Raw genomic sequence first — 25,410 nt, 5'->3', positions numbered from 1 at the left:
TTATTATGAAATTTGTTGGGTGTGTGATCACGATTATATTGTAAGGCAAATATTGGTAATTTTAAACTGGTATTTAATTCCAGTGCGGAGGTTTATGTATGAAAACAGCGTATGGATATGGTAGGTTCAGCACTGATCGGCAGCGTGAAGAATCAATCGAAGCGCAAGAAATTGCTATTCGCAATTTTTGTAAACAAAACAATATAAGCTTGATAGCTTTTTATGCTGATAGAGGATTGTCAGGTACTAATGATAATCGCGAGCAGTTTCAAAATATGCTTGATGATGCCGATAAAGGCGGTGTAGATTATGTAATTGTGCATAAGCTAGATCGCTTCGCACGTAATCGATATGACAGTGTCATTGTGCGTAAAAGACTGGCTGACCACGGTGTTAAACTATTATCAGTGCTAGAACGAGTTAATGATGATTCACCAGAAGATATAATTCTGTTGTCAGTGCTAGAAGGAATGAGTGAATACTATAGCAAAAATCTTTCACGAGAAGTAAAAAAAGGAATGTATCGTAATGTCGAAAAAGGTATATATAATGGCGGTTTTTTACCTTATGGGTATAAGGTAAATGTAAATAATGAGACACATTTTGTTGAAATTGATGAGAATGAAGCAGCAATTGTACGTGAAATATATTCTCTTTATCTTGAAAATAATGGTTATGTAACGATAGCAAACAAACTTAACGAACGTGGACTAAAAACTAAACGTGGAAACATATGGACTGCTGACACAATAGGCAAGCTGTTAAAAAATGAAAAATATAAAGGCACATACTTTCATGGTAAAACAAAAGTTATTAAAAATGGTAGAAGACAAAAAGTTATTAAAAATAAAGATTGGAAACAAGAAGAAACTTACCCAGTTATAATAGATGCTGAAATTTGGGAAGCAGCAAAAAGGAGAAGAACAATGAATAAACCTAAAGGCGGTAAAAAGCATGAATATTTACTAGTTGGATATGCAAAATGTAAGAAATGCGGGGCCAATTATATAGGCTCATCATCAGCGCCTTATAATGACCATGTATATAGATTCTACACATGCTCAAGACATAACAGAAAGAAATGTGATGCCAAGATAATAAACGCAGACATGCTTGAAACTATTGTCATTGATTTTATTAAGGAAAAGTTTTTTGAGTCTGAATCTTTAGATCAGTATATTAACGATTGTATCAAATTATTAAATACTGACATTAATAATGATGATAAAATCGAAGCCATAAACAAAGAAATTAAATCCTGTACTAAAAAATTAGACAGATTAGTTGAGCTTTATATTGATGATAACATTTCGCAAGAAAAGTATTGCGATAAGAAAAATGAATTAGATTGCAGGGTTAAATCGTTAGAACATGAATTAAATTTGATTACTATTGACAGACCTGTTATATCGAAAAAAGAAGTAAAAAAAATCGTCAATAATTTTATAAAAAATATGGATGACAGCTTTAAATATAAAAAAATGCTGATAGACACATTTTTAGATAGTGTAACAATAGATGATGAAACATTTGAAATAACGCTTATTTATAACCTTTTCTCTAAGACTGAAAAAATTATTTGCAACATTGATAATGCTAGTCCATATTCCTCGAAAAAGGCCTTCACAGCTTCACCCCCTCTCCAAATAAATTGATAATAATTTCAAACATGATTGCCATAAACAGCACTGTCACGCCAAGCAGCGGCAGCATTCCCCACCATTGAAAAAACATCAGCTTACTCTCGGCACGGCTGCTGCGCTCACTTCTCAGCCACTTTGTGGTTGTTTGAATCATGCGGTTAAACTGAACGTAAGCATCTTCCTTGCCCACCGTATTATAGCGGTATAAAAGCTTCATCGCCCGCTCAATCTCTGATAATCGGTAGGCCTTTAAAAAATTCATATACGGCGTCAGATGAATCGCGTCTTCCTCAATTTCCGCAATCAGAATTGATAAATCCTCCTGAATCAGCTGAGGGGCTGTCTGCGTACTGAGAATCAATGAGGTCACCACAGTATTGGTCTGAATCAGAATCTGAAGCTGCCGCAGCCAGATTGGAAACTGAAACTTCAGCTGATTCACCCGCTGCTTCTGCACCCGCTTTAACGCCAGATACGCTTGTTTATAAACAAGCATAAACAAGCCGCCGACACCGCCAAGCCAAAAAATACTGTAACCAAACTGCGGCCATAAAGTAATTAGCAGCAAAACCGGTTTAGCCTTTTTCAGCCGCTTAGCCGCCAGCTTGAAAGGATCATCATGAACCAGCTCATGCAAATCGCCTTCGATCAGCAAATCAAGCAAAAAACCATCAATACTTTTATTCAGCACGACTAGCAGCAGACAGGCAGCAAAACAAATCAAGCTCTCGTAGATATGCATTCTTCTTTTTCCACCCACCCTTCACTGATTGTCTTATGTGCCATTAACAAGGTAATCAGCACTGTTGTGAAAAAAAATAAGATCGCTGACTGATAGACAATTGAAGTCGTATTAAATTGAATCTCCTTCAGCATATTTTTCGCGAACATCGCAATTAACGCTGATAAGCCGCATAAGCCAATCATTCGATTTTTAGCCTGAAGCTGCAGCCGTTTAAACATATAAGTATCTTCAATCCAATCATCAATATCATCCTGAATCAAGTCCAAGCCATCAAGAAACTGATCGCCGCCATGCATTTCAATTGTCATTACCAAAGAAGCCAGATTATACACGATGAAGTGGGGCTGATAATCAATCAGCAGCTGAAAGCAAGCCTTCACATCACCGCCCTCAGAAAGCCGCTCAATCATTGAACTGACAACCTGCTTCATTTCACCCTCACAGATTTTTTCACATTCGCATAAGATTCGATAGGTTTTTGGATTGAGCTTAAACAGGGCGATAAAATTCTGAAGAAACATTGTGAAATCATTAAATAAATGCTCCTGGTAAGAATTATAAGCCAGCCATATATAAATCGTCGGCAGTACCATGGAAGAAATAAACACCAGCAGGATCATCGATTCAACTCGCACCTCAAATTGTACGCCGATAAAAAGAATGCCCGCCGCCATCAGACTCAGCAAGACCATATGCTGTTTAAATGAATAATTGTAGCCATAAGATAAAATCGTCTGCTTCAGCGCCGCATACCCGTTTCTGCGAAACATACAAAACGTAAACAGTGCCTTGCCTTTGCGGGTATTCACTAAAAGCAGCAGCAATACTGCCATTATGATCAGCACGCTCATTTGGCTATCCTCCTTTTCCGCACCGGCTGCGGCTTGAGACTCTTAAACTTACGAATCAATTTAGGGGGATAAAGCGTTTCATCCGCAAGCTCACCGTCCACATGATACAGCTCCGTTGTCATTGCTTGATTATTGATGCTGTCAAAGGCCACAATCTGCTTCAGAGTTCTGACAACACCCTGCTCAGAAATCCGCGATTCAATATAGATGCCAAGATCCAGCGCTTCATGAATACTGTTCAGCAGTACCTCGTTATAAATTTCTACATTGGGAAACATATGTAAAATACGCTTAGGAATCTTGGCCGCGTCATCTGCATGAATCGTTGAAATTAAATTAGTGCCTGTCGATATACTCTCTAATAAATGAACAACCTCATGGCTTCTCACCTCCGAAACTAAAATCCAATTAGGACGCTGCCGCAGACTTGCCTTAATCGCATCGACATAAGTAAAGCCGGCATTGATTTTAAAAGCCACACAATCCTTATTGGGATGGATGTCATGATAACGCAGCTCAAGGGTATCCTCAATCGTAATCACCCGTTCCCAAGCAGGAATGAATGAAGTCAGATACTTAACCAATTCAGTTTTGCCGACACCGGGCAGTCCGGCAATCATAATATTGCAATGTGCCTTAATTGCCCGCTCTAAAAACGCCAAAACACTCGCTGTCGTATACTTCTCCTTAAGCATCTGCTTTTCACTCAGCCGCATAATTGCCGGTGTCTTACGAATCGATATGCTGTGGCCGCTGCGGGCGATTGAGTCATGAACAATACTGATACGCAGATCACACGTTTCAGCTTCTACCAGCGGTGATGAGAAATTAAAAGAACAATTCACATAGTTGGCAATCTTGTAACAGAACTGCTGAATGAACTCTTCTTCATCAAAAGGCTCACAATAACGTCCCTTATGCAGATGATCAATCCACAGCTGATGACCGTTATAGTTAATATCAGTAATGTTTTCATCCTCTACATAAGGTGTCAGCGGCCCAAAGTTAAACTCACTCATCACTTGCCTCCACTAATAAATCTAATACCTTTGATTCCTCGTTGAACACGCATTCCTCACTCTCCCGATCATCAGCAACCGCATACAGATCAATTGTACCCACCTTGCTGGCAATCTTCAGCAGCTCCACATATTCATTTGCTACCGCAAGATTAATCACATAAGGCACATTGCTGCTGTTCTTGCTGCCCATCAGATTTCCTTTGCGATCCTTTACGCTCAAAATACGAATTGATGAGATCAGCAGATCAGTTACCGGCTTTTCTTTCTTCATTTCGATAGTCACATACAAATCAACCTTTTGATTGGCAGTCAATGAATTGCCTGAGCTTTTTAATAAATCAGTGCCTAATGAAAACGAGCTTTGCCCCGCCTTCAGCTTCAAGGACGGATAATCCGGCAGTTCCGTCTCATCAAAAAGCATCTGCTTATAAAACAAGGAACCCTTTGGTATCTTCCCTTCAATTTCCGTTATTTTATCAAGAATCTCCTCCTCACTCATCGCACATGAATCATCAGTAAAAATACTGGGTATTTCCTTATAAGCAATCATCTCCTTATTAATCTGAGTGCGCGGTTCAATGGTTACAGCCGCGACCGGAACTTTCTTTAAATCAATCGTCTTATCCAAAATCACTTTAAATAAAAGACCATTCACAAGCAGCAGGCTGATTCCTCCTGCCGCGGCAAGATTTTTACGATTTTTCATTCTTTCAGCTCCTCAATCATGGCTTCCTGCACATGAATCATCAATCCTCTCAGCTTACTCTTATTGACCGCCATGATTTCCACCTGCATAAAAAGCGGTTCTTTAATGAAGCCGGTCAAGGCAATCTGATACTCAAGATCCCGCAGCGCCAGATCCTTGAAATCAGCCTCAAAATGCTGAAGGACATCATAGATTTCAAAATCCCATTCATCGACATAGGCTGCCATTGTTGACATCAAAGCCCGCTTAGCAGCCATTTCAATCGTATTCTTGGTATGATCATACTCCACATACCAGCTCATTCCCAGCACAAGCGTGAAAGTCATGAAGATTATCATGAACGTCCAGTACCATGATTTCATCTTATCCCTCCTACTCCTATATACGCAAAAAAAAGCGGGTTTCCTAAAAAACCCGCAGAATCCTTATACTTAATCAGAAAGCAAATCAGTCCCATTAAAGATTGAAGAAGCTGATTTAAGCAGCAATAAGGCAAAAACTAGATTAAATACAAAAGGCAGTACCGTAATCAACACCAGATTAAAGTCAAATGCAAAGGCGGCAATACCGGCAAGAATACCGCTTGGAATCAACATCATCAGCAGTAAAAGCATTCTCAGCATTTGTTCCACCGCCGCGTTATTGCGGCTTTTCATGATGCGGTAAGAAATCATCGTGCCGGAAATCATCGTGAGACTGACACCCAAAAGATTTAGAGCTACCGGCATGATCTCAAGCAGCTTCATTTTAAAGCCAAACAGACAAAACAGCATAATCAAAAGGATAATCATTAATGCTTTAACTAAATAAGGCAAGGCACAGGCAATCCCCTTTTTAAAGCTTGAATCAGGAATCAGATAAATCTGATAATTCTTAATCTCCGCTTCCAATGAGAAATCATTCATGATAAAGAATACACACATAAATGACATCGACAGAAAATAAGCAGAACCCATTCCCATAAACAAGGACATGACAAAGAAAATCAGCACCATGATCACCGACTGAAGCGGGAATAAATTCTTTGACCGCTTCATGATCAGCAGATTCTTTGAGAGAATCGCAAAAGCGCCTGGCCGGAAATGAGCAGGCTGATCATCATTGATCTTAACCTTATCGACAATTCGCTCGCCCCTTTTCAGACGCGCATAGTTCTGTGTGAAATTCACCGCTTCATCATATGCCTTCTCACAGAAATCATCCTTGATATTAATAAAATAAATAAAGGCGATCAGCATACATGCCAGAGTCAGCAGGAATGCCAGTAAAACAAAGGTCATATTGCCGGTTAAAAAGGAAGTTAATGCTAATTTCATCCAGCCAAACAGCGGTACAAAATGAATCAGCGGATTGCGGATAAAGGTTGTCATCGCTCTGCCGAAATCAAAGCCGACCTCAAAAAGATTAACCAAATATAAAAGAACCAGAAAAGCTATGAAGGCTGTCAGAATGAATTTTCGAATCCATTTATTCTTTGCGCTGCGAATTTCTAAAATATGTAATATATCAACCAAAAGCATAAAAAACATAAAGAATACGAAACAATACAGATATGTAAACAACAAAAACGGCAGGGTTGTATTCATGATAAAAGCAACTAAGAAATACATCGGATAAAGTGCCAGCATCAATGACTGAAGAAGGGTTGTCATGGCGATAAAGCTCATGATCTGACGTTTTGTGAAGGGCCCGGTAAACATCATATAAGCATCGGTTTCCTTCATCAGCAGCTGCCGTTTGCTGGCTAGCTGACTGATGATGAGAAAGGCAGACATTCCCACCACAATCATCGCGGAAACATTAGGATCTGCAGGCTGAGCATTAGTTTTTAAACTCACTGACATATAAATTAATAAAATATAAAAAGATGAAAGCAAAATCGTCAGAATTGCTGAACTGGGCTTAGAAAACAGATGGCGGATCGTTGCCTTCAGCTTGATCCACTGAAGCTTACAGATGATGCTCATGCTGTTCACCCGTACAGGCAAAGAATATCTCTTTCAAAGATTCCTCATGCAGATCATCACGGCGCACTGTCCGCACGATCTTTCCTTTATTCATGATATAAGCCTTGTCCCAGATATCATCGATTACATCAATGATATGCGTACTGATCAGCACCGCAACACCCTTGTTTTTCAATTCAACCAGCAGCTTTAATACCTCTTCAATGCTTGCCGGATCAAGTCCGACCATCGGTTCATCAACCAGCAGTACCTTCGGTGACAGTACCAAAGCCAGCAGCATTGATACTTTTTGCTTCATTCCCTTTGACAGATTCTTGACAATCGTTTTCTTCTTCTCGCTTAAATCAAAAAGCTCATAATATTTCTCCGCCAGCGGCCGATAGTCCTTAATCTGATAAGCTGCCGCAATAAATTCCACATGCTCATCCACACTCAGCATATCATAAAGCACCGGCGCTTCCGGTATATAACCAAAGCTGCGCTTGGCATTTTCCGTTTTATTGGCATAACCGCAGATTTTAATTTTCCCCTCAAACTGCAGCAGGCCGACAATACTTTTAATCGTTGTCGATTTACCTGCCCCATTGGGCCCCAGCAATACGGTAATCTCTCCGCTTGCCGCTTCAAGATCAATATTATCAACGGCTTTAAAAGAGCCGTATTCCTTTGTTAAATCATGGCATTCAATCATAATAGTACCTCCGATTCCCTTAGATTATATCATAGATCATGAAATCTAAGCTTACACTATTGTAATACATCGATAAAACAAGAAAAAAGCGGTACCGCTTAGTGTACCGCATCCTTCAAATTTTATAAAGCCACATCCAGAGTTGAACCATCAGGTCCTGGTGTTTCTTTTAAATAATCAACAATTTTCTGCTTAGCATCCGGTTTGCTTGGTTTGCAAAGACTTACTGTCTTCACTTCCCCATTCACCAATGCTTCCGCCAGACCTGAACAGCCGGCAAAACCGCAGCCGCCGCAATTATAACCAGGCAGCATTGAAGTTACCGTTTCCTGACGAGCATCAACTTCAACCTTTAAAAACTTATCAGCAACACCCAGTCCAAGACCAAGGAGTGCGCCAAGAATCAGCATTGTTAATACAGCTTGTAACATAATGTTTTTCCTTTCTTAACTTTCGTGAACTGGATTATTCCCGCAGGAAACATCCTTACAGCCCTTGCAGCTGACTTTCAAATCCTCGCAGCCCTTTGGAACCGGTGTCTTATGGTTCAAATAATAGAGCAGCGCATAGATTGCGCCTAAAGCCGCAAAAAGCAAAACCGCACTTAACATCTTAAACCAGACCCGCTAATCCGCTGAATGCCAGCGCCATTAAACCAGCAACGATCAAGGCAATCGGATTACCGACAAACGGTGCCGGTGTCTTTGCACTTTCAAGACGTTCACGAATTGTTGAGAAGATGAAAATTACCAAAGTGAAGCCAATAGGAACACCTAATGAATAAACAATCATCTGTGAGAAGGTAAAACCATTTGAAATATTCTCTAAAGCTACACCTAATACTGCACAGTTAGTAGTAATCAACGGCAGATAAATACCTAATGATTTATACAGTGTCGGTGAATATTTCTTGATCACCATTTCAACTAACTGCACGAAAGCGGCAATTACCAGAATGAAAGTGATCAAATCCATATATTCAATACTGAATTTCACCAGAACTAAATGATAAATCGCATAAGTAAAGATCGAAGATGCAAAGATAACGAAGGTTACAGCTGCACCCATTCCAAGCGCACTGCTGGTTTTCTTGGAAACACCCATGAAAGGACAGATACCCAGGAATTTGTTTAAAATAATGTTATTGATCAATACTGAACCAATAAATAATGTAAATAATTCTCCCATATTGATCTCCTTTCTACTTTCCTAGTGATTCAAGCACAGTTTTAACTGCTTTAGTTACTGAATCACTGGAGAATGTTGCGCCGCTTTGTACATCAACTTCAAAATCAGAAGAAGCTAAACCTTCAAACTGATTAAAGAATTCTACATTGTTGATTGCATCGCCGATACCCGGAGTATCTGCGAAAGTATCAATTTCAACGCTCTTAACTGAGCCTGAAGCTTCATCAACAACGATCTTGAAGGTATTTTCAGCACCGCCGGTTGTAGCAGTAAAGCCAGGTGCAGATACGATATAGGTCGTTTCGCCGTTTTCACTGCTTTCTGACAGGATGCCAGTAGCTGTTTCACCGCCGTTAACCGGTTCAGAATTATCTGGTTCAACCGGTGTTTCAGCTTCCACAGCCGTATTGACATTGAATTCACCGCGTACTGCGATTACCGCAACTAACGCTAAAACAACAACACCTAAACCAATACCCCAATTCTTTTTATTCTTGCTGGCTTTGTAAGCATTTAAAGCAGCTGCCAGACACGCAAAGGTAATAAATGCGCCGATTGGATCTTTGAATAAAGAGATTGTATATTCTGCCGGGAAGAATTCTGCCTGGAAGAAAATTTGTGTTGGATTAAATGGATTTGCGAATGACAGCATACCCGTAGCCAGCAGCTGACGGATCGTAGACATTGCCAATAAACCAAAAGTATAGCCAAGTCCCATGCCCAGACCATCTAAAGCTGAATCAAGCAGACCATTCTTGCTGGCAAACGCTTCAGCACGGCCTAAGATGATGCAGTTAACAACGATCAGCGGCAGGAAGATGCCTAATGCTGTATACAGATCTGTCGCATAAGCCTGTACCAGCATTTGAATAATTTTAACTAAGGTTGCGATAACGACAATATAAACCGGAATACGGATTTCATCCGGAGTGATCTTGCGGATCGCGGAAATGATTACATTTGACATAATGGTTACCAGAATAACGGCAACCCCCATACCAATGGCATTGTTCAGGGTAGTAGAAATAGCCAGTGCCGAACAACAGCCGAGATATAAACCGAAGATTGGGTTTTCACGAATGAAACCCGCTTTAAAATTCTCTAAACGTTCCATTGTTTTGCCCCCTATTTCGTAGCGTTGTAGTATTCTACAACTTCTTTAAGACCATTAACTGTTGCCGTAGAAGAAACCGTAGCACCAGACAATGTATCGATCTTAGTATCAATTGGCTTGCCGACAAACTGATCATAGAATTCAGCATCAGAAACACGGCTGCCAAAACCGCTAGTATCGTTATTTTGCAATACTTTGTAACCATCAAAGTTACCATTTTCACCGATAGCGACAAGATAGATCAAGCTATCCTTGAAGCCGGTAACGGATACTTTATAAATCATGCCTTTGCCAGCTGCTTCATAAGCACCGATAATGCTGCCGGTATCACCGCTTAATTCAACTGCTTTGAAATCAGCACCCGGATAAATCAATTCAAGATTTGCCTTTTCACTGGCAATCGCACTCTCCTCAATAATCGGTGCTGTAACCGCGTTAACAGCTGCCAAAGCACCGCCGGCGATTGCTGAAATCAATGCTAGGAATACGGTTAAATGAAGAATTTTTTTCATATGATTCCCTCCTATTCAGCAAGCGCTGTAAGTACAGCCTTGATTACTGATTTTGAAGTATAAGTAGCTCCGGATACGACATCACTAACCATTGTGTCAGCGGTTGCTCCTGCAAACTTACCTAAATAATCAGCCGTAGTTGCCTGATCGCCGATGGATGCCGTATCAACAAACTTACTGCATTCAACACTGACAACCGCTTTATTTGCATCAACCACAACCGTGAACTCATTGAGATCACTGCCGCCGTTGATTGCCGCGAAGCCCTGAGCATCTACGGTATAAGTCGTTGTACCGTCGCCATTATCCTTGCTATCTTTCACACTTGCTTCAATCTTTTTCACTAATTCGTCATCGGCGATACTCACTTCCTGTTTAGCGCTGAAACCGGCATCCATGCCATGAGCTTCCATAGCCGCTAAAACCGCGCGCACCGCTGACTTTGATGAATAAGTCGCACCAGACACTGCATCCACTGTAAAATCTGCCGCATTAACGCCTGCAAATTGTGCAAAGAACGCATCATCATTAATCTTATCACCGATCGTCGGTGTATCATTTACTTCAACAGCCTCAACCTTTACAACCTCATTGCTGTCATTTAAGGTAACCTTGAAGATATTGGCCTTTTCGCCGCCATTCATAATGGCAAAGCCATCAGCCTGAACAGTATAAGTAGTTTCACTGCCATTAGTCTGAGTATCAGTTACTTCAGCCATTAAGGTTGCGACATACGGATCAGAAATACCATTGATCTTAACTGCCGCTTCAGGTGCACTTGGAACATTTGTATCCGCTGATGCACTGGCCGGTTCAACAACGCTGATTGCCAGCAGACAAGCTGCCAGACCAACGACTGCCGTAGAGGCAAACATTTTAATCGCTTTTTTCATTGTCTTGCGTTGTTCGCCGTCTAATGCACGTTCAATCATCGGTGACAATGAGTTCATAATCAGAATTGAATATAAAACGCCTTCAGGAAGATTCGCTTTTACACGGATCAGCACCGTCAGGATACCGCAGCCTAACGCGAAGATACAGCGTCCAGCCGCTGAAGTCGGTGATGTTACCGGATCAGTTGCCATAAATACAGCACCGAAGAATAAACCGCCGCTTAAAATATGATAGAACGGATACCAGATACCAGCACCAGTAAATAATGCGATGCAGGCTGTCAGTACAAACACCGTTGAGATATAAACTGTTGGTACACGCCAATCGATTACCTTGCGGTATGCTAATACGATACCGACAAGACCAATCAGCAACGCGCTTGTTTCACCAAGAGCCCCTGGGTACATACCGATAAACAGATTGCCCAAACCGCCTACTGAATCAAGCAGCTGATTTGCTAATGAAGCATCGGTCACTAACCAGTGATACTGACCTGCCATCAGCGTAGTCGGTGTCACAGAAGTAACGATGTCCGTTGTAGAAGCTGTGAAAGCAGCAAAAATAATTGCGCGTCCAACGGCTGCCGGATTAAAGATATTCTGACCAAAACCGCCGAATACCAGTTTACCAAATAAAATTGCCATCGCACTTGAAATAGCAACTGCATATAATGATGTACTGATTGGCAGCATCAAAGCAAAAATCATTGCTGTGATGAATGGGAAAGATGTTTTAATAAAATTCAATACATTCTGCTTTGTAGCTAAAGCCCAAAGCACTTCAACGGCACATGCCGAAACTAAAGATACAAGCATGATCAGCAGTGCCTGCGTCACATATGCGCCGCCATACTGAGTTCCATAATAGAACAGTGAGAACGCATAGACAACCAGCAGACCGATGGCCAGTTCACGCATGATTTGCTGAGTTGAAAGCTTGCATTTATAGTTAGGTGCCGGATTAAAAGTAAATTTCATAATTGACTCCTCCTACTTCTTGCTAAATGCCATATAGGCACGCTTAGCTCTGCGCATTGTTTCTGTAACAGCAATCTTAGAAGGGCATACATACGTACACATACCGCATTCAATGCATGATGTGATCTGCAGCAAGCCGATTCTTTCCATGTCTTTAGATTTCATCGCCTGAGAAATCCGCACTGGCTGCAAGCCTGACGGACAATGATCCGAACAGCGTCCGCAGCGCAGACAGGCAATTTCCTGAGCAGGCTTATTAAGCTGTACAGTTAATGCATTGTTCTGACGTTCAACCGAAACCGCATCCGTAGTCATGGTAGCACCCATCATTGGGCCGCCCACCGACAGCAGAATATCTTCACCAGCATAACCGCCGGCTGCCTGTTCAACAACTTCATGCATGGATGTACCCATACGAACTAACGCATTCGTCGGTTTCTTAACGCCGTCACCGGAAATCGTCATTACACGGGATACGATTGGTTCACCCTTAACCATGGCTTTACCAAACATATAAGCCGTTGTCGCATTATTGACAACCGCGCCTACCTCACCTGGCAGACGGTCATAATCTTTACCGGTAATCTCGCGCACTAAAGTACGTTCCCATCCCATTGGATAAACATCAGGAACTTCACGTACCGCAACGCCTTCAACACCCTTTAATTTAGACTGAACAAAAGAAATCAGCTCTGGATGTGATTTCTTGATAGCAATTGCAACTTCCTTCGCTTCAGCCATCTTTTTCATCGCCAAAATACCTGTCAGCATTAAATCAAATTCATGCTCTGTCAAGTAATAGTCAGAAGTGATGAACGGTTCACATTCAACCGCATTAATAATCAAAATCTGAACATCCTTGGCAAATTTATATTTGATATAAGCTGGGAAACCAGCGCCGCCGCAGCCAATAATACCAGCATTCATCATAAAGTCGATAAGCTCTTCTCTTGATGCGCTCTGCCAGTCAATCGTACCAAACGGCTGACATTCCGTATACAAACCATCATTCTCAATTACGATGTGATCAATTTGCTTTAAACTCTGATGCATCTTTTTCTCGATGCCCTTTACTGTGCCGCTGACACTTGAAAAAATAGGAACGACATTGCGTTCATCAAAGACAGCGATCTTTGTTCCGACAGCTACTTTATCCCCCTCGGCAACCAGCACTTTCGGGTTTTGTGCGGCCCCGGCAAACAAAGGAATACTCACTGTTTTACCTGGATCGACAACAAACAGTTCTGATGCTTCTGTTAAATCTTTGTGACCATTGATATGCTCGCGCATTGGCCCCTTAAACAAAGACATATTTTCACCTTTCCTCTCATTTTTACTATGTGAATTTTTTAAAAATTCGCACCCTTAATATTATAACACAAATTAAATTCATGAAAATGGAAAATTAATAAATTCTCAACTGTTTCTAAAAAAACTCATTAAAAAAACATTTCAATAATGGGATATTTTACAATTTTCATCGAGTTCAGCGCTTACAATCATGAATGACTTGATGAATCAAAATCAGAAAAACAATTTAGTAATTTTTTCACAAATAAAATGGCACAAAGACACCCTTGTTTTGATGCAACTATTTTGTGTTGTCAGCCGCAATTATGATATAATAAACAACGGTGATAAAAAATGAAAAAAAGTTTAATCCTGCTGATGAGCCTGCTGCTTATCGGCTGCAGTGCTGAACAAGAACCGGTTAAGGAACAGAGCCGTTATAACAATCAGACATTGGATGCCGGATTTGATACTGTAATCTCATTAATTGCTTATGCCGATGATGAATCACAGTTTAATGAATATTTTGATCTGGTGCGTTCTGAGTTTAAACGCTACAATGCCCTGTTTGATAAGTACAATGATTATGAAGGTGTAAATAACATCAAAACAATCAATGACAACGCGGGTATTCAGCCGGTAAAGGTTGATGATGATATTCTGGAAATGCTTGAATTATCGAAACAGTTCTCTGAATTATCCAATAACAAGTTTGATATTACGATGGGCCCTGTACTTGAAATTTGGCATGAATACCGTGAGGCAGACATCAGCCTGAATACTGAGGGACAGGATGCGCCGGTTCCGTCAATGGAAGAATTACAGCAGGCCAAAGCTTGTGTCGGCTGGAATAACGTTGAAATTAACGAAGCGGAAAGCACCGTTTATCTGAATCAAGCATGCGCAAGCCTTGATGTCGGTTCAGTAGCCAAGGGCTTCACGGCTGAAAAGGTTGCCCAAGAGCTTGAAGCGAGAGGTTTAACCAGCGGCATCCTTAACGCCGGCGGCAATGTGCGGGTGATTGGCAGCAAACCTGACGGCAGCGCATGGAATGCGGGGATTCAAGTTCCAGATCTGAATGGCATCAACGGTACTTTAGGTGTTCTGCCGCTTTCCGGCAAACAATCATTAGTTACTTCCGGTGACTATCAGCGCTATTATTTATCAAATGGTGAATTGATGCATCACATCATTGATCCTGATACACTTTTCCCTGCCCGTCATTCACGCGCTTTAAGTGTAGTCACGGATAATTCAGGAGTTGCCGATATTTGTTCGACATTGCTTTATACGATGGATTATCAAGAAGCCAATGAAATGATAGAGAAAATCCGTGATTTAGGTTATTCATTAAGTGTAGTTTGGGTTTATAACAGCGATGATGAAATCCCTGAAGGCAAAAAAGAATTTAAGTATCTTGATTACATCATAGTAACAAGTGATGATATTGAAGACATCTTCACGGTTTCCAAATAAATGTCCGGTCAAATTTGACCGGCTTTTTTTATATAGAAAAGGAACCTACACATGGTAAGCTCCTGATCATTGCTTTAAGTAAATTAATTCCTGCTCATCAATCAAAATCGGTATCACATCGCCGACCTGATGGCTGTATTTTCCCTTATTGAATTCAAGACGCAGCGTCGTATATTCATTTTCATGATGCACATGAATCGGATGAACCAGATAAATCCTTGAAAAAACATCATCGATGACTGCTTCAATACGGCATGGAATTGAATGCTCAGCCTCCCTGATGCGGATCGTATGCGCTCTGACCCCGATATAAGCACATGGCTGTTTCATGGTAAAAGGCAGCTGCCAGTCCACAGCAACTCCCGCCTCCACTCTTGATATATTCTTACAGCCTGTCAGCAGACATGCCGAAAGCGTTTTGGGATCTTTAAATAATTCATCCTTAGTATTCATTGATTCTACATCGCCCTGATTCATGACAACAATTGAATTACAGAGCCGATAAATCTCTGAACGATTATGTGAAACTAAAAGCACATCTCTTTTAAAAACCTTAAAAAGCCTCATCAGTTCCTGTTCACACTGCCATTTCAAATATTCATCTAATGCGGAAAAGGGCTCATCCAGTAAGATAATTTCCGGATCGCTGATCAGCATGCGGGCCAAGGCTGCGCGCTGCTGCTGACCGCCTGAACACTGATGGGGATAGTGATCAGCTAATGCACGGATATAGAAGCTGTCAAGCAAAGCCTCAATCCGAGACTGAGCGGCTTCCTTTGGGCCATGATATGCCATTTTCAGATTTTCATATATTGTCATATTCGGAAACAGCGCATAATTTTGGAAAAGATAACCGACACGGCGCGCCTGCGGTTTTAAATTGATCCTACGTTCTGAATCAAACAGTACACGGTCATTAAGAATAATTTTACCGCGGTCAGGCTTAATAATGCCCGCAATACATTTCAAAGTCATCGTTTTCCCGCAGCCGCTGGCTCCCAGCAGACCCAAAATATGATCCTGATCATGAAATTTAACCTTTAAAGTAAAATTCCCGACTTGTTTTTCAATATCAACCCACAAACTCATTGCAGATTCCCCGCTTTCTTCCGGCTCAGCCAGCTGTTCCATGCATTGACAGATAAAATGGCGGTAAATGAGAGAGCAACAATGACAAGAACCCATTTAAAAGCCAGTTCCCGATTGCCGCTTTGGGTTGCTGAATAAACCGCCAGCGCCATCGTTTGAGTACGGCCCGGAATATTGCCGGCAACCATAATCGTTGCACCGAATTCGCCCATTGCTCTGGCAAATGACAAAATCGTTCCAGCAACGATACCCGGCAGACTATTAGGTAAAAGAATTTTCATAAATATGGCGGTTTCACTGATACCCAGCGTCCGCGCCGCCGCAAATAGATTCTCATCCACCTGTTCAAAAGCGCCTAATGCGGTACGATACATCAAGGGAAAAGCCACAACCGTTGACGCAATGACAGTTCCTCCCCATGAAAAAATCACGGAGAGATTCATCGTTTCAAGCAGCTGACCAATCCATGAATTTTTACCAAAAGCCAACAGCAGAAAGAAGCCTACTACAGTGGGCGGCAAGACCATCGGCAGCGTAAAAACAGCGTCGGCTAAGCTTTTAAAGCGCTGACGTTTTAAGACGAAATAAGCCGCCAAAATGCCCAGCACAAAAGCGAAGGCCGTTGCGAACAGCGCTGTTTTAATCGATATAAATAACGGTGATAAATCCATTATTTTGCCAGGGCAAAGCCATATTTAGTAAATATTGCTGCCGCTTCTTCACTGAAGCAATAATCAATAAAGGCTTTAGCGGCCTCTGACTGCTTGCTGTCCTTGATCATCGCAATCGGATAAACAACTTCCTTGTGAGATTCAGCCGGCGCCACAGCTGCAACATCAACCGCATCAGAAATAGCCGCATCGGTCGCATAAACCACACCGCAGTCGGCTTCACCGTTTTCAATCCATGTCAATACGGTGCGCACATCACTGCCATATACCGCTTTAGCACTTACCGCGTCCATGATTTCATAATGCTTGAAGATTTCTTCTGAATACTGGCCTACCGGTACCGAACCCAATTCACCTAAAGCAATCTTGGCAACCTCATCCTTAGTAACATCAGTAAACGAACTTAAGCCAAGCGGATTGCCTTTGGGCGTAATTAATACAACCTCATTCACTAATAAATCTTTTCTTGTATCCTTATCGATCAAATCCTTTTCATCGAGGGCATTCATCTGTTTCTGCGCGGCGCTGATAAACACATCGGCAGGCGCTCCCTCTTCAATTTGACTCTGCAGAGAGCCGCTTGAACCAAAGGTAAACGTCAAGGTTACATTGGGTGCCTCAACCTTATATAATTCCGCCAATTCAGTTAAACAATCCGTCATGCTGGCAGCCGCTGAAATCAACAGCTCTGCGGGTTTTACAGCATTGTTTTCATCCTCATTAGGTGCCGGGTTGGCCGTGCAGGCACTCAAGCATAACATACCAGCTAATAAACCCATCCATAGCTTCTTCATCAGTTAGTCCTTTCTCGCGCAGTTAACCGCGTCACCTTTAAGAATTTCAAGACCATGCTTTAATTCCGGCAGAATGACCTCAAGACACTCCCGCACCGCTTTAGGACTGCCGGGCAGATTAACGATCAGCGTCGACTGACGGATACCTGCCGCTGAACGGCTCAGCATAGCTCTTTTGGTGATTTGCATACTAAACGCGCGCATCGCTTCCGGAATTCCCGGCACTTCCCGTTCAATTACATCACGGGTTGCCTCCGGCATGCAGTCACGCATCGAAAAACCAGTACCGCCGGTAGTTAAAATCAAATCAGCCTGATGCTCATCACAGATTTTTTTCATTGTATCGGCCAGCATCTGACGCTCATCTGGAAGCAGCAGCATTGTTTTAACCTCATACCCCGCCGCTTTCAGCATCTCGCTGATTACCGGTCCGCTTAAATCCTCACGCTCGCCGCGATAGCCGGAATCGGAGGAAGTGATTATTGCGGCAGATAGCATGTCATTTCATCCCCCTCTTTGATTACCCCACCATGCAGAACACGGGTAAAAACACCCTCTCTTGGCATGATGCAGTCACCCATCTTCTTAAAAATCTCACAATGTGAATGGCACTCCTTACCGATCTGAGTCAATTCAAGAATCACATCGTTGCAGCGAAACAGCGTGCCGATCGGCAATGATTTAAAATCATAACCCTCAACAACGATATTTTCACCAAAAGCGCCATCCTTAACATCGGCTCCCTTGGCGTTAAATTCCTTGATTCGGTCATAAGATAACAAGCTTACCTGACGGTGCCAATTGCCGCCGTGGGCATCGGCTTCAATACCAAAGCCCTCCACCAGCTTAGCCTCATGAATGTTGTGTTTTTGTATACCTCGTACATCACTTGTACAAACTGCAATTACTTTTCCCATTTTATCCCTTTCTAGCCGCCAATCTGCGACATCATACGCGTTTCTTTTTTACTGTCCTTCGCACTGCTTTCAAAATGATGACTCAGCGGTTTTTGAAGAATGGTTTGACGAATCGCCGCAAGCATTTCCTCATCGCTGCATCCGGCATCAAGCATCGCTTTCAGATTGCAGCCGGCATCATATTGCAGACATGTCTTAAGCATGCCGTCAGCTGTCAGCCGCACACGGTTGCACTGTGAACAGAATTTATGTGACAAAGCGGCAATAAAGCCGATTTTGCCCTTAAAGCCAGCCAATGTATAATACACACACGGCCCATTGCCCAATTGCTTATCATAAGGCTTCAAAGCCCCATACTTAGCTTCTATACGCGCTGTCAGCGCCGCCTGAGAGAGACCCTTTAACGATTGTCCCAACCCGATTGGCATCAGCTCAATAAAGCGCACATGAATATTTTTATCCTTGGCCAGTTCAATCAATGAATAAAAGTCTTCATCACTGCTGTCGGCCAGCGGCACCGCATTGATTTTCACATTTAATGAAGTATCCGCCGCTTTGCGCAGCGCCTCTATCACTTGATCCGCACCTTGAAAACGCGTGATTTTTTTATAAGCTTCTTCATTGGTCGTATCTAATGACACATTGACAGAACTGATACCGGCATCAATCAGCTCATCCAGCTTCTCACTCAGCAATAAGCCATTGGTGGTCAGCGTGATGTTATCGATACCTTCAATCTGATTAATGGCTTTAATCAATGCCGTGCAGTCACGGCGCACTAACGGTTCACCGCCGGTTATCTTGATTTTATGTACACCCAATTGGGCAAATAATTTACAAAGATGCAGAATCTGTTCATAGCTTAAAATCTCATCATGTGACAGCTGGCAGACTCCCTCTTCCGGCATGCAGTAGATGCAGCGCAGATTACAGCGGTCAGTAATTGAAATCCGCAGATAATCAATGGTTCTTGAATATTCATCAAGCATCTTCATCACCCAACAGTGCCGTATTGATGAAATGGCCGCTCTTGCCGCCGGTTTTTTCAACCAGACAGATTTCAGACAGCTTCATCGTTTTATCAATGGCTTTAGTCATATCATAGATTGTTAAAAGGGCTACGCTCACACCGGTCAGCGCCTCCATCTCAACCCCTGTCTTGCCGGCCAGCTGGGCAGTGCAGACAGCCTTGATATAGCCGGCTTCCTGATTGATTTCAAAATCAATCCCACATTTAGTAATCGCTAACGGATGACACATTGGAATCAGCTCAGAAGTCTTTTTGACAGCCATGATTCCTGCCACTCTGGCAACCCCCAGCACATCACCCTTAGCGGCGCTGCCCTCAACAACGGCCTGCATCACCGCTTCATTGACATAAATCAACCCTTGCGCAACCGCGCAGCGCTGTGTGATATTCTTTTCTGTCACATCGACCATGACGGCATTGCCGGCACCATCAAAGTGCGTTAATTTTTCATTCATAATTTTCCTCCAGCATGACGATCTTCACGGTTTCCCCCGCTTTTAAGCCTTCGCTGCCTGCCGCAATATCAATCAGACAGTTACAGCCAAGCATACTCGCCAGCATGCCTGACGAATGTTTATCACTGTTTATCATGACTTCACCCTTAACCGCTTGAGCGCGGATAAACCGCCGATTGCCGCTGCGCTTTTGAAACGGCTGTTTTAAAATTGCCGTTTGACGTTTAGGTACAAGCGCTTCATTGCCGCTCATGACCGCCAGCAATTCACGGCCCATCAGATCAAAGGTAACTAAAGCCGCAAACGGATTGCCGGACAGTGATAACAAAGGGCAGCCCTCAACCATTGAAAACATCGCCGGGGTGCCAGGTTTTAGCTTAACCCGCCAAAACAGCTGTTCAGCATCAAGCAGCTGTACCACTTCGTGAAAGATATCCTTATCACCTACGGAAACACCGCCGGTTGTAATGATACAGTCACACTCCTTCATCATCGCTTTGATTTTCGCGCTGACCGCTTCAGCCTCATCACAGACAAAATCCGCAAGCACCGGTTTCATCCCCAGTGAGGCAAGCACACTTGTCAGCAATGTCAGATTCGTATCATAAATTTTACCCGGTCCAAGCGCGCTGCCCGGCTGAACAATTTCACTGCCGCTCACCAAGAGCCCTACCCGCACTGCATCATATACCATGATTTGATCAATACCCATTGAGGCGATGATGCCTAAATGTACCGGTCCCAATCGCTCACCCTTATGAATCATTACCGTTTGGGCCGTATAATCTTCACCCTTGAAGCAATAATTTTCATAAGCTTTCATCGCTTTAGGAAGCATTATCTCCTGGTCATCCCATGTACAATCCTCAAGCCGGATTACACAGTCACAGCCCTCAGGAATCGGCGCACCGGTCATGATGCGAACCGCTTCCCCTTCCTTAACATATCCCTCAAACGCTTCACCGGCATAGACACAGCCGATGATTTTCAGCTTTTTTCCCGCTTCACTGCCAGCGTGGTTAAAGGTAAAGCCATCAAGCGGTGAACGGTTAAAAGGCGGATTGTCAATGGGCGCAATAAGATCTTCCGCAAGCCGATAATTAAGTGCTTCTGTGATCGGCAAGCGTTTGATTCTTGACACTGGCTTTGCATGTTTGCGAATCAATTCAACAGCGTGTTCTAATTCAATATTCTTTTCCATCTTATTTACCAAAGCCGCAGTTAGGGTATGTACATACCGGACAATTCAGACACAGGCCGCCCTCGCCATAAGCTACAAAATCCATTTTATTCAGCTTCACACCAGCAGCAATTCTTGGCAGAACTAAATCAAAAATTGTTGCCTTGGCATACATGACACAGCCCGGCAGACCCATGATTGGTTTATCATCATCAAAATAACCTAAAGCAAACATCGCACCCGGCAACACCGGCGCACCATAGGTAACCATCGCTGCACCGCTTGCCTTGATAGCACCGGGTGTCTGATCATCCGGGTCCACACTCATACCGCCCGTACAGCAGATCAGATCCACCTTAGGGCGCATGTCCGCAATCGCCTTTACAATTGCTTCCTTATCATCATCGACAATACAATGCTCACTGACTTCAATACCATACGCTTTTAGCTTTTCAATAATTACCGGCGTAAAAGTATCCTTGATTCTGCCCTTAAACACCTCACTGCCGGTAGTAATAATACCAGCCTTGAGCGGCTTAAAAGGTACTAAAGATAAAAGCGGCTCAGCACCGGCGGCATTTTCTGCGTCCGCCATCTGACTTTGGGCAATGACTAAAGGAATCACCCGCGTACCCGCCAGTTTATCACCCTTTTTCACCGCTGTATTGCCATGCCGTGCAGCTATCATTACCTCATTCACACTATTCACTGCCATTAAACGCTTAGAATCAACCTGAAACAAACCGTCACAGGCAGCAATGATTTCAATTTTGCCTTCTCTTACTTCACTGCGTTCCATATGCTCATTGATGCAGAGCTTACAAAGGATCTCTGCCGCCTCATTTTCATGAAGCATACCAGCTTCCTTTTCCCAGACATAAAGATGTTCCTTACCAATTGAAAGAAGTACGGGGATATCTTCTTCCGTAACGATGTGCCCTTTTCTAAAAGCCGCACCCTTTTCTACATCCTTAACGATTCGGGTAATATCATGGCATAAAACATGACCAACCGCCTCACTCGTTTTGATTAATTTCATATTTTCTTCTCCTATAAAGTTCACAGCTGTCAGCACTGTGATTTCATCAATTATATTTAAAAAAGGCTGTTTTACGCATTTTGAGCGCAAAGCAGCCTTAAGCATCATCTGATTACCAGACGTCTTTAAAATGACTGCTCCTTTTCAAAGATGGAAGGTTTTGCTGTTTCCAGCAAAGCCCTTAAGCTGATGCTTAGGCCAGACATCCGTGGGGGTCTTTAGGATTGAATGGCTCGGAGATCAATTATTAAATTTTAAAACTAGCGGCGATAGCCATATTCACCATATTCAGCACCTTCCGCAAGTGCCTTGGCATATTTTTCAGACATAATGTCTTTGGAATACAGGTAAGTAATGTTATTTCCGGTAACAACCGTTGCCATATCCGCATATTCCTCATGCTTTTCAAACTGCTCAACCGCACGTTTGATCTGCGGCATCGTATAGAAATACGGATGCAGCGTAAAGTAATCCAGCGGTGTCGGTGACGGATATGTCTTACAGCTGAAACGCACCATCTCGGCAATCGTTTTCGGCAGATTCTTTTCCTCTACAAGCATCGCTATACGGGCATAGTTATCACTCATATTGGCATTGGAATAATAATACACATCTTTATCACCTTTAATGGATACAATATCCGCACATGATTCTGTTTCACGCATTTCCTGAAGCAGCGTCTCAAGCGCCTCTTCCTCGGCAGCCAAAGCCGCATATGCGGTCAGCATCGCGCCGGCAGAACGTTCACGGATAAAATCAGCAAGTAATTCAGCCTTCGTTTTTTCCTTCATCTCAGGCTGCGGCATAGCAGCGGCGGCCGCCATCGCTTCCGCGTATGGATCTTCCACCTCCGGCAATGATTCAAGATATTCCATCAGATCTGGTTTCTCTTCAGCCTCTGCCTGCTGTTTTGCGATCATGCGATCTTCATTGTATTCAGAAACTAACTCTGGATTTTCCTCTTCTTTAACAAATCCAGGTTTACGACGACCAAATAACATAACTACCCAACCTTTCTATTCAGCCTATGCAGGAAGCAGACCGCGAGCCGCCAGATCATCAGCCATATAGCCAAGACCTACACGTTCAAGGGTTGCTCTGGTTGGAATACCAGTCTTGACATCCCATCCCATTTCCTCATAGAACATATCCTTCGCAAGTTCCATATCAGCGCGGTCCAGCTTGACCGTACCTTCTTCAAATGCCTTAAATTCAGGCTCTTTATCAAATACCCAGTTACAGATCGTATCATGATCTTCACGCAGATTCGTACTGCCTTCATTAATATTAAATGAAATGGCAGTCATAACACGCAGCATATTAGAAATACGCTCACTTGCTAAATCAACGTCTGCACGTGTCCACTTTTCACCGGTAACCGCACTCATGAATTTCGCATCCAAATCATGGTCACCCTTATAATTACGAGACTTGGCAGGTGATTGTGTCATCGGCCACATCCAGTTGCAGACAGTTGCTGAATCATGCCATTGCTTACCGATAAACGCCCATTTCGCAAGTCTTGCTTTTGAACGGTTCATTGGCGTATATTTCTTAGGCATATCGACACAGCCTTCACCGAATTCATCTTCTAATGTCTTTTTATAAACTTCATAAGGACAGCCGGAACCAACGATATTGATCATATGATGGATCATGCAGTCACGGTTATACATGATGCTGTAAAGCACACCAACCTGGTATACATCTTCAGAACCATGGTGACGAGGATAACCATTGTAAGAAATCGTCTGCATATAGTTGTCATCCCAGAATTCCTGACCGAGATTCCATCTTTCCGCAAGCAGGTAAGTTCCATCACCTAAGTGAGAGATTTCACCTTTCTTAGTAGCGATCTGTTCAATGATCCACCACATCCACTTCGGATTGCCTTCCTTCATTAAATCCCAAGGTACAGCATCATATTCTTCCTTCGGCAATACTCTTTCAAATACGCCGTGCTTATAGCACCAGTTGAATTCACGAAGCAGGTTGCCATAGTTTTCCCAAACACCAAAGTTATCTAACGCACGCTCACCGGCACCGTTGATGATGATGGAAGCATCGCCTTCATCGACGAAATCTTTGACACCCTCAGGATACCATGTAGTGTTGTAGATGATTGGCATACATGTATTGGATACACGTGTCGGCAGTTCATATTCAGCCAACGGAGCCATTTCATATTCAGCATAGCAGCGTACCGGACATGAAGAACAGCCGCCAACCTTAACCATGTACTTCTGGGCAATATCGCCAAAGTCAAACTGACCCTTCATACAGCGGTATGCAATCTTATTGATATCATCATAAGGCTGCTCACCCATATCGATCGGGCCGCCTTCAGCTAATCCCCAAACACGGCCAGGCGCACCAGCCCAGCGGTTATTGCCGCTTGGTGCAGAATATTCTGCCCAGCTTTGCGGAACTGCCGGTACATTGTGGTTATTGTTGCCGCCGATCAGCTCGCGCAGCATGTAATCACATAATTCTTTAAATTCAGCAGGATTAGCAATCTTCACATTGCCAGTACCTCTGACTACCACTGACTTAACATTCTTACTGCCTAATACAGCGGCTGTACCAGCACCCGCAGAATCACAGGAAGAAGTCAGCATACAAGAGTAATTGACTAGATTTTCACCAGCCTGACCAATTGATACAACATCGAAATCAGAACCATTTTCTTCAATCATGATTCTGTTAGTATCAAAGGTTCCCATACCCCATGTATGTTCAGCTGATTCAATGGTTACTTTATCATCATCGATCTTGATATAGACATGGCCGGCAGCCTTACCTTCAATGACCAATGCATCATAACCGGCATACTTGAAGTTATGCGCGATATGACCGCCCATATGACCATCAAGAATTGAATAGCCCTTAGTCCATGCAGATAGCGTCGTAACATTCATACGTCCTGAGCATGGCACACCGGAAGCCGTTAACGGTCCGACGCCAAAAATAATTTTATTGGCTTCATCATAAGCCTTTGTAGTTAAAGGTACTTCATCATACATGATCTTGTATGCAAGTCCCATACCACCGATATAATCCTGATATTTTGCTGTATCCTCCGTAGTGATCGAACCCGTTGTCAGGTTGACACGCAGGATTTTTCCAGCCCATCCATAGTTTGCAGACATGAATTAATCC

At 42.9% G+C, this 25,410-nt stretch carries 27 protein-coding genes, 1 pseudogene and 1 riboswitch; of the genes and pseudogenes, 2 read left to right on the top strand and 26 right to left on the bottom strand.

Annotation, left to right across the window (positions count from 1 at the left end):
• The first annotated feature begins 98 nt into the window (after positions 1 to 98).
• Positions 99 to 1,655, top strand: coding sequence for a recombinase family protein (locus DWZ33_RS16430; RefSeq protein WP_118455965.1), 1,557 nt, complete (start codon positions 99 to 101; stop codon positions 1,653 to 1,655).
• Here DWZ33_RS16430 and DWZ33_RS16425 read toward each other — a convergent pair.
• From DWZ33_RS16425 to DWZ33_RS16365, 15 genes and pseudogenes are all read right to left on the bottom strand, one after another.
• Entirely contained in the window at positions 1,624 to 2,385 is a 762-nt protein-coding gene (locus tag DWZ33_RS16425) for a hypothetical protein (protein WP_118455963.1), read from the bottom strand. The genes DWZ33_RS16430 and DWZ33_RS16425 overlap by 32 nt on opposite strands.
• Complete coding sequence (locus DWZ33_RS16420; protein ID WP_118455961.1) at positions 2,364 to 3,239, bottom strand: hypothetical protein; 876 nt, start codon at positions 3,237 to 3,239, stop codon at positions 2,364 to 2,366. Before DWZ33_RS16420 ends, DWZ33_RS16425 begins: the two co-directional genes overlap by 22 nt.
• Positions 3,236 to 4,258: a CpaF/VirB11 family protein gene (locus DWZ33_RS16415; RefSeq protein WP_118455960.1), complete on the bottom strand. Its 1,023-nt coding sequence runs from the start codon at positions 4,256 to 4,258 to the stop codon at positions 3,236 to 3,238. Before DWZ33_RS16415 ends, DWZ33_RS16420 begins: the two co-directional genes overlap by 4 nt.
• The gene (locus tag DWZ33_RS16410; protein WP_022939570.1) at positions 4,251 to 4,967 is read right to left on the bottom strand and encodes an RcpC/CpaB family pilus assembly protein; all 717 of its coding nucleotides are present in this window, start codon (positions 4,965 to 4,967) and stop codon (positions 4,251 to 4,253) included. The genes DWZ33_RS16415 and DWZ33_RS16410 overlap by 8 nt, the downstream gene beginning before the upstream one ends.
• Positions 4,964 to 5,329: a hypothetical protein gene (locus DWZ33_RS16405; protein ID WP_118455958.1), complete on the bottom strand. Its 366-nt coding sequence runs from the start codon at positions 5,327 to 5,329 to the stop codon at positions 4,964 to 4,966. The genes DWZ33_RS16410 and DWZ33_RS16405 overlap by 4 nt, the downstream gene beginning before the upstream one ends.
• Positions 5,330 to 5,398: 69 nt before the next feature.
• On the bottom strand, positions 5,399 to 6,934 hold the full coding sequence (locus DWZ33_RS16400; protein ID WP_118455956.1) for a putative ABC exporter domain-containing protein: 1,536 nt from the start codon (positions 6,932 to 6,934) through the stop codon (positions 5,399 to 5,401).
• Positions 6,918 to 7,625, bottom strand: coding sequence for an ABC transporter ATP-binding protein (locus tag DWZ33_RS16395; RefSeq protein ID WP_118455954.1), 708 nt, complete (start codon positions 7,623 to 7,625; stop codon positions 6,918 to 6,920). The genes DWZ33_RS16400 and DWZ33_RS16395 overlap by 17 nt, the downstream gene beginning before the upstream one ends.
• A gap of 122 nt (positions 7,626 to 7,747) precedes the next feature.
• The gene (locus tag DWZ33_RS16390; RefSeq protein ID WP_022939566.1) at positions 7,748 to 8,056 is read right to left on the bottom strand and encodes a (Fe-S)-binding protein; all 309 of its coding nucleotides are present in this window, start codon (positions 8,054 to 8,056) and stop codon (positions 7,748 to 7,750) included.
• A gap of 15 nt (positions 8,057 to 8,071) precedes the next feature.
• Complete coding sequence (locus tag DWZ33_RS18055; RefSeq protein WP_022939565.1) at positions 8,072 to 8,236, bottom strand: hypothetical protein; 165 nt, start codon at positions 8,234 to 8,236, stop codon at positions 8,072 to 8,074.
• Position 8,237: 1 nt separating this feature from the next.
• A complete protein-coding gene (locus tag DWZ33_RS16385; protein WP_022939564.1) occupies positions 8,238 to 8,813 on the bottom strand; it encodes an electron transport complex protein RnfA in 576 nt (191 codons plus the stop codon).
• A gap of 13 nt (positions 8,814 to 8,826) precedes the next feature.
• Positions 8,827 to 9,213, bottom strand: a complete 387-nt coding sequence (locus tag DWZ33_RS18370) for an FMN-binding protein (protein ID WP_235696051.1) — start codon at positions 9,211 to 9,213, stop codon at positions 8,827 to 8,829.
• 84 nt (positions 9,214 to 9,297) lie between these two features.
• Positions 9,298 to 9,927: pseudogene (rsxE, locus tag DWZ33_RS18365) on the bottom strand (electron transport complex subunit RsxE); the annotation flags it as partial.
• 11 nt (positions 9,928 to 9,938) lie between these two features.
• Positions 9,939 to 10,439, bottom strand: a complete 501-nt coding sequence (locus DWZ33_RS16375; protein WP_022939562.1) for an RnfABCDGE type electron transport complex subunit G — start codon at positions 10,437 to 10,439, stop codon at positions 9,939 to 9,941.
• Between the two features lie 11 nt (positions 10,440 to 10,450).
• The gene (locus tag DWZ33_RS16370) at positions 10,451 to 12,310 is read right to left on the bottom strand and encodes an RnfABCDGE type electron transport complex subunit D (RefSeq protein WP_022939561.1); all 1,860 of its coding nucleotides are present in this window, start codon (positions 12,308 to 12,310) and stop codon (positions 10,451 to 10,453) included.
• 12 nt (positions 12,311 to 12,322) lie between these two features.
• Positions 12,323 to 13,621, bottom strand: a complete 1,299-nt coding sequence (locus DWZ33_RS16365) for an RnfABCDGE type electron transport complex subunit C (protein WP_118455952.1) — start codon at positions 13,619 to 13,621, stop codon at positions 12,323 to 12,325.
• Between the two features lie 333 nt (positions 13,622 to 13,954).
• On the opposite strand from DWZ33_RS16365, the gene DWZ33_RS16360 reads away from it, so the two are divergent.
• Entirely contained in the window at positions 13,955 to 15,076 is a 1,122-nt protein-coding gene (locus DWZ33_RS16360) for an FAD:protein FMN transferase (RefSeq protein WP_118455950.1), read from the top strand.
• A gap of 66 nt (positions 15,077 to 15,142) precedes the next feature.
• On the opposite strand, the gene DWZ33_RS16355 is transcribed toward DWZ33_RS16360, so the two are convergent.
• From DWZ33_RS16355 to DWZ33_RS16305, 11 genes are all read right to left on the bottom strand, one after another.
• Positions 15,143 to 16,165 carry a sulfate/molybdate ABC transporter ATP-binding protein gene (locus DWZ33_RS16355; protein WP_022939558.1) on the bottom strand — a complete coding sequence of 341 codons (1,023 nt, stop codon included), beginning with the start codon at positions 16,163 to 16,165 and terminating at the stop codon, positions 15,143 to 15,145.
• A complete protein-coding gene (gene modB / locus DWZ33_RS16350) occupies positions 16,162 to 16,836 on the bottom strand; it encodes a molybdate ABC transporter permease subunit (RefSeq protein ID WP_118455948.1) in 675 nt (224 codons plus the stop codon). The genes DWZ33_RS16355 and modB overlap by 4 nt, the downstream gene beginning before the upstream one ends.
• Positions 16,836 to 17,630: a molybdate ABC transporter substrate-binding protein gene (gene modA, locus DWZ33_RS16345; protein ID WP_118455946.1), complete on the bottom strand. Its 795-nt coding sequence runs from the start codon at positions 17,628 to 17,630 to the stop codon at positions 16,836 to 16,838. Before modA ends, modB begins: the two co-directional genes overlap by 1 nt.
• A 3-nt stretch (positions 17,631 to 17,633) precedes the next feature.
• Complete coding sequence (locus DWZ33_RS16340) at positions 17,634 to 18,128, bottom strand: MogA/MoaB family molybdenum cofactor biosynthesis protein (RefSeq protein WP_022939555.1); 495 nt, start codon at positions 18,126 to 18,128, stop codon at positions 17,634 to 17,636.
• Positions 18,110 to 18,547, bottom strand: a complete 438-nt coding sequence (locus DWZ33_RS16335) for an MOSC domain-containing protein (RefSeq protein ID WP_022939554.1) — start codon at positions 18,545 to 18,547, stop codon at positions 18,110 to 18,112. The genes DWZ33_RS16340 and DWZ33_RS16335 overlap by 19 nt, the downstream gene beginning before the upstream one ends.
• 11 nt (positions 18,548 to 18,558) lie before the next feature.
• Positions 18,559 to 19,536 (bottom strand): GTP 3',8-cyclase MoaA, encoded by a 978-nt coding sequence (moaA, locus tag DWZ33_RS16330; RefSeq protein WP_118455944.1) that lies wholly within the window; start codon positions 19,534 to 19,536, stop codon positions 18,559 to 18,561.
• Positions 19,529 to 20,032, bottom strand: coding sequence for a cyclic pyranopterin monophosphate synthase MoaC (moaC, locus tag DWZ33_RS16325; RefSeq protein WP_022939552.1), 504 nt, complete (start codon positions 20,030 to 20,032; stop codon positions 19,529 to 19,531). Before moaC ends, moaA begins: the two co-directional genes overlap by 8 nt.
• On the bottom strand, positions 20,025 to 21,233 hold the full coding sequence (locus DWZ33_RS16320; protein WP_118455942.1) for a molybdopterin molybdotransferase MoeA: 1,209 nt from the start codon (positions 21,231 to 21,233) through the stop codon (positions 20,025 to 20,027). Before DWZ33_RS16320 ends, moaC begins: the two co-directional genes overlap by 8 nt.
• Before the next feature lies 1 nt (position 21,234).
• The gene (locus DWZ33_RS16315; protein WP_118456080.1) at positions 21,235 to 22,251 is read right to left on the bottom strand and encodes a molybdopterin-binding protein; all 1,017 of its coding nucleotides are present in this window, start codon (positions 22,249 to 22,251) and stop codon (positions 21,235 to 21,237) included.
• Positions 22,252 to 22,372: 121 nt separating this feature from the next.
• A riboswitch (molybdenum cofactor riboswitch) is annotated at positions 22,373 to 22,502 on the bottom strand.
• A 9-nt stretch (positions 22,503 to 22,511) separates the two neighbouring features.
• Positions 22,512 to 23,252 (bottom strand): hypothetical protein, encoded by a 741-nt coding sequence (locus DWZ33_RS16310; protein WP_022939549.1) that lies wholly within the window; start codon positions 23,250 to 23,252, stop codon positions 22,512 to 22,514.
• Positions 23,253 to 23,276: 24 nt separating this feature from the next.
• Positions 23,277 to 25,400, bottom strand: coding sequence for an aldehyde ferredoxin oxidoreductase (locus DWZ33_RS16305; RefSeq protein WP_022939548.1), 2,124 nt, complete (start codon positions 25,398 to 25,400; stop codon positions 23,277 to 23,279).
• Positions 25,401 to 25,410 lie beyond the last annotated feature (10 nt).

It is taken from the genome of Dielma fastidiosa (assembly GCF_003475485.1).
Classification (GTDB): domain Bacteria; phylum Bacillota_I; class Bacilli_A; order Erysipelotrichales; family Erysipelotrichaceae; genus Dielma; species Dielma fastidiosa.
Note: the sequence above shows the minus strand (reverse complement) of the source record. Positions and strands in the feature narration are given on the sequence as shown.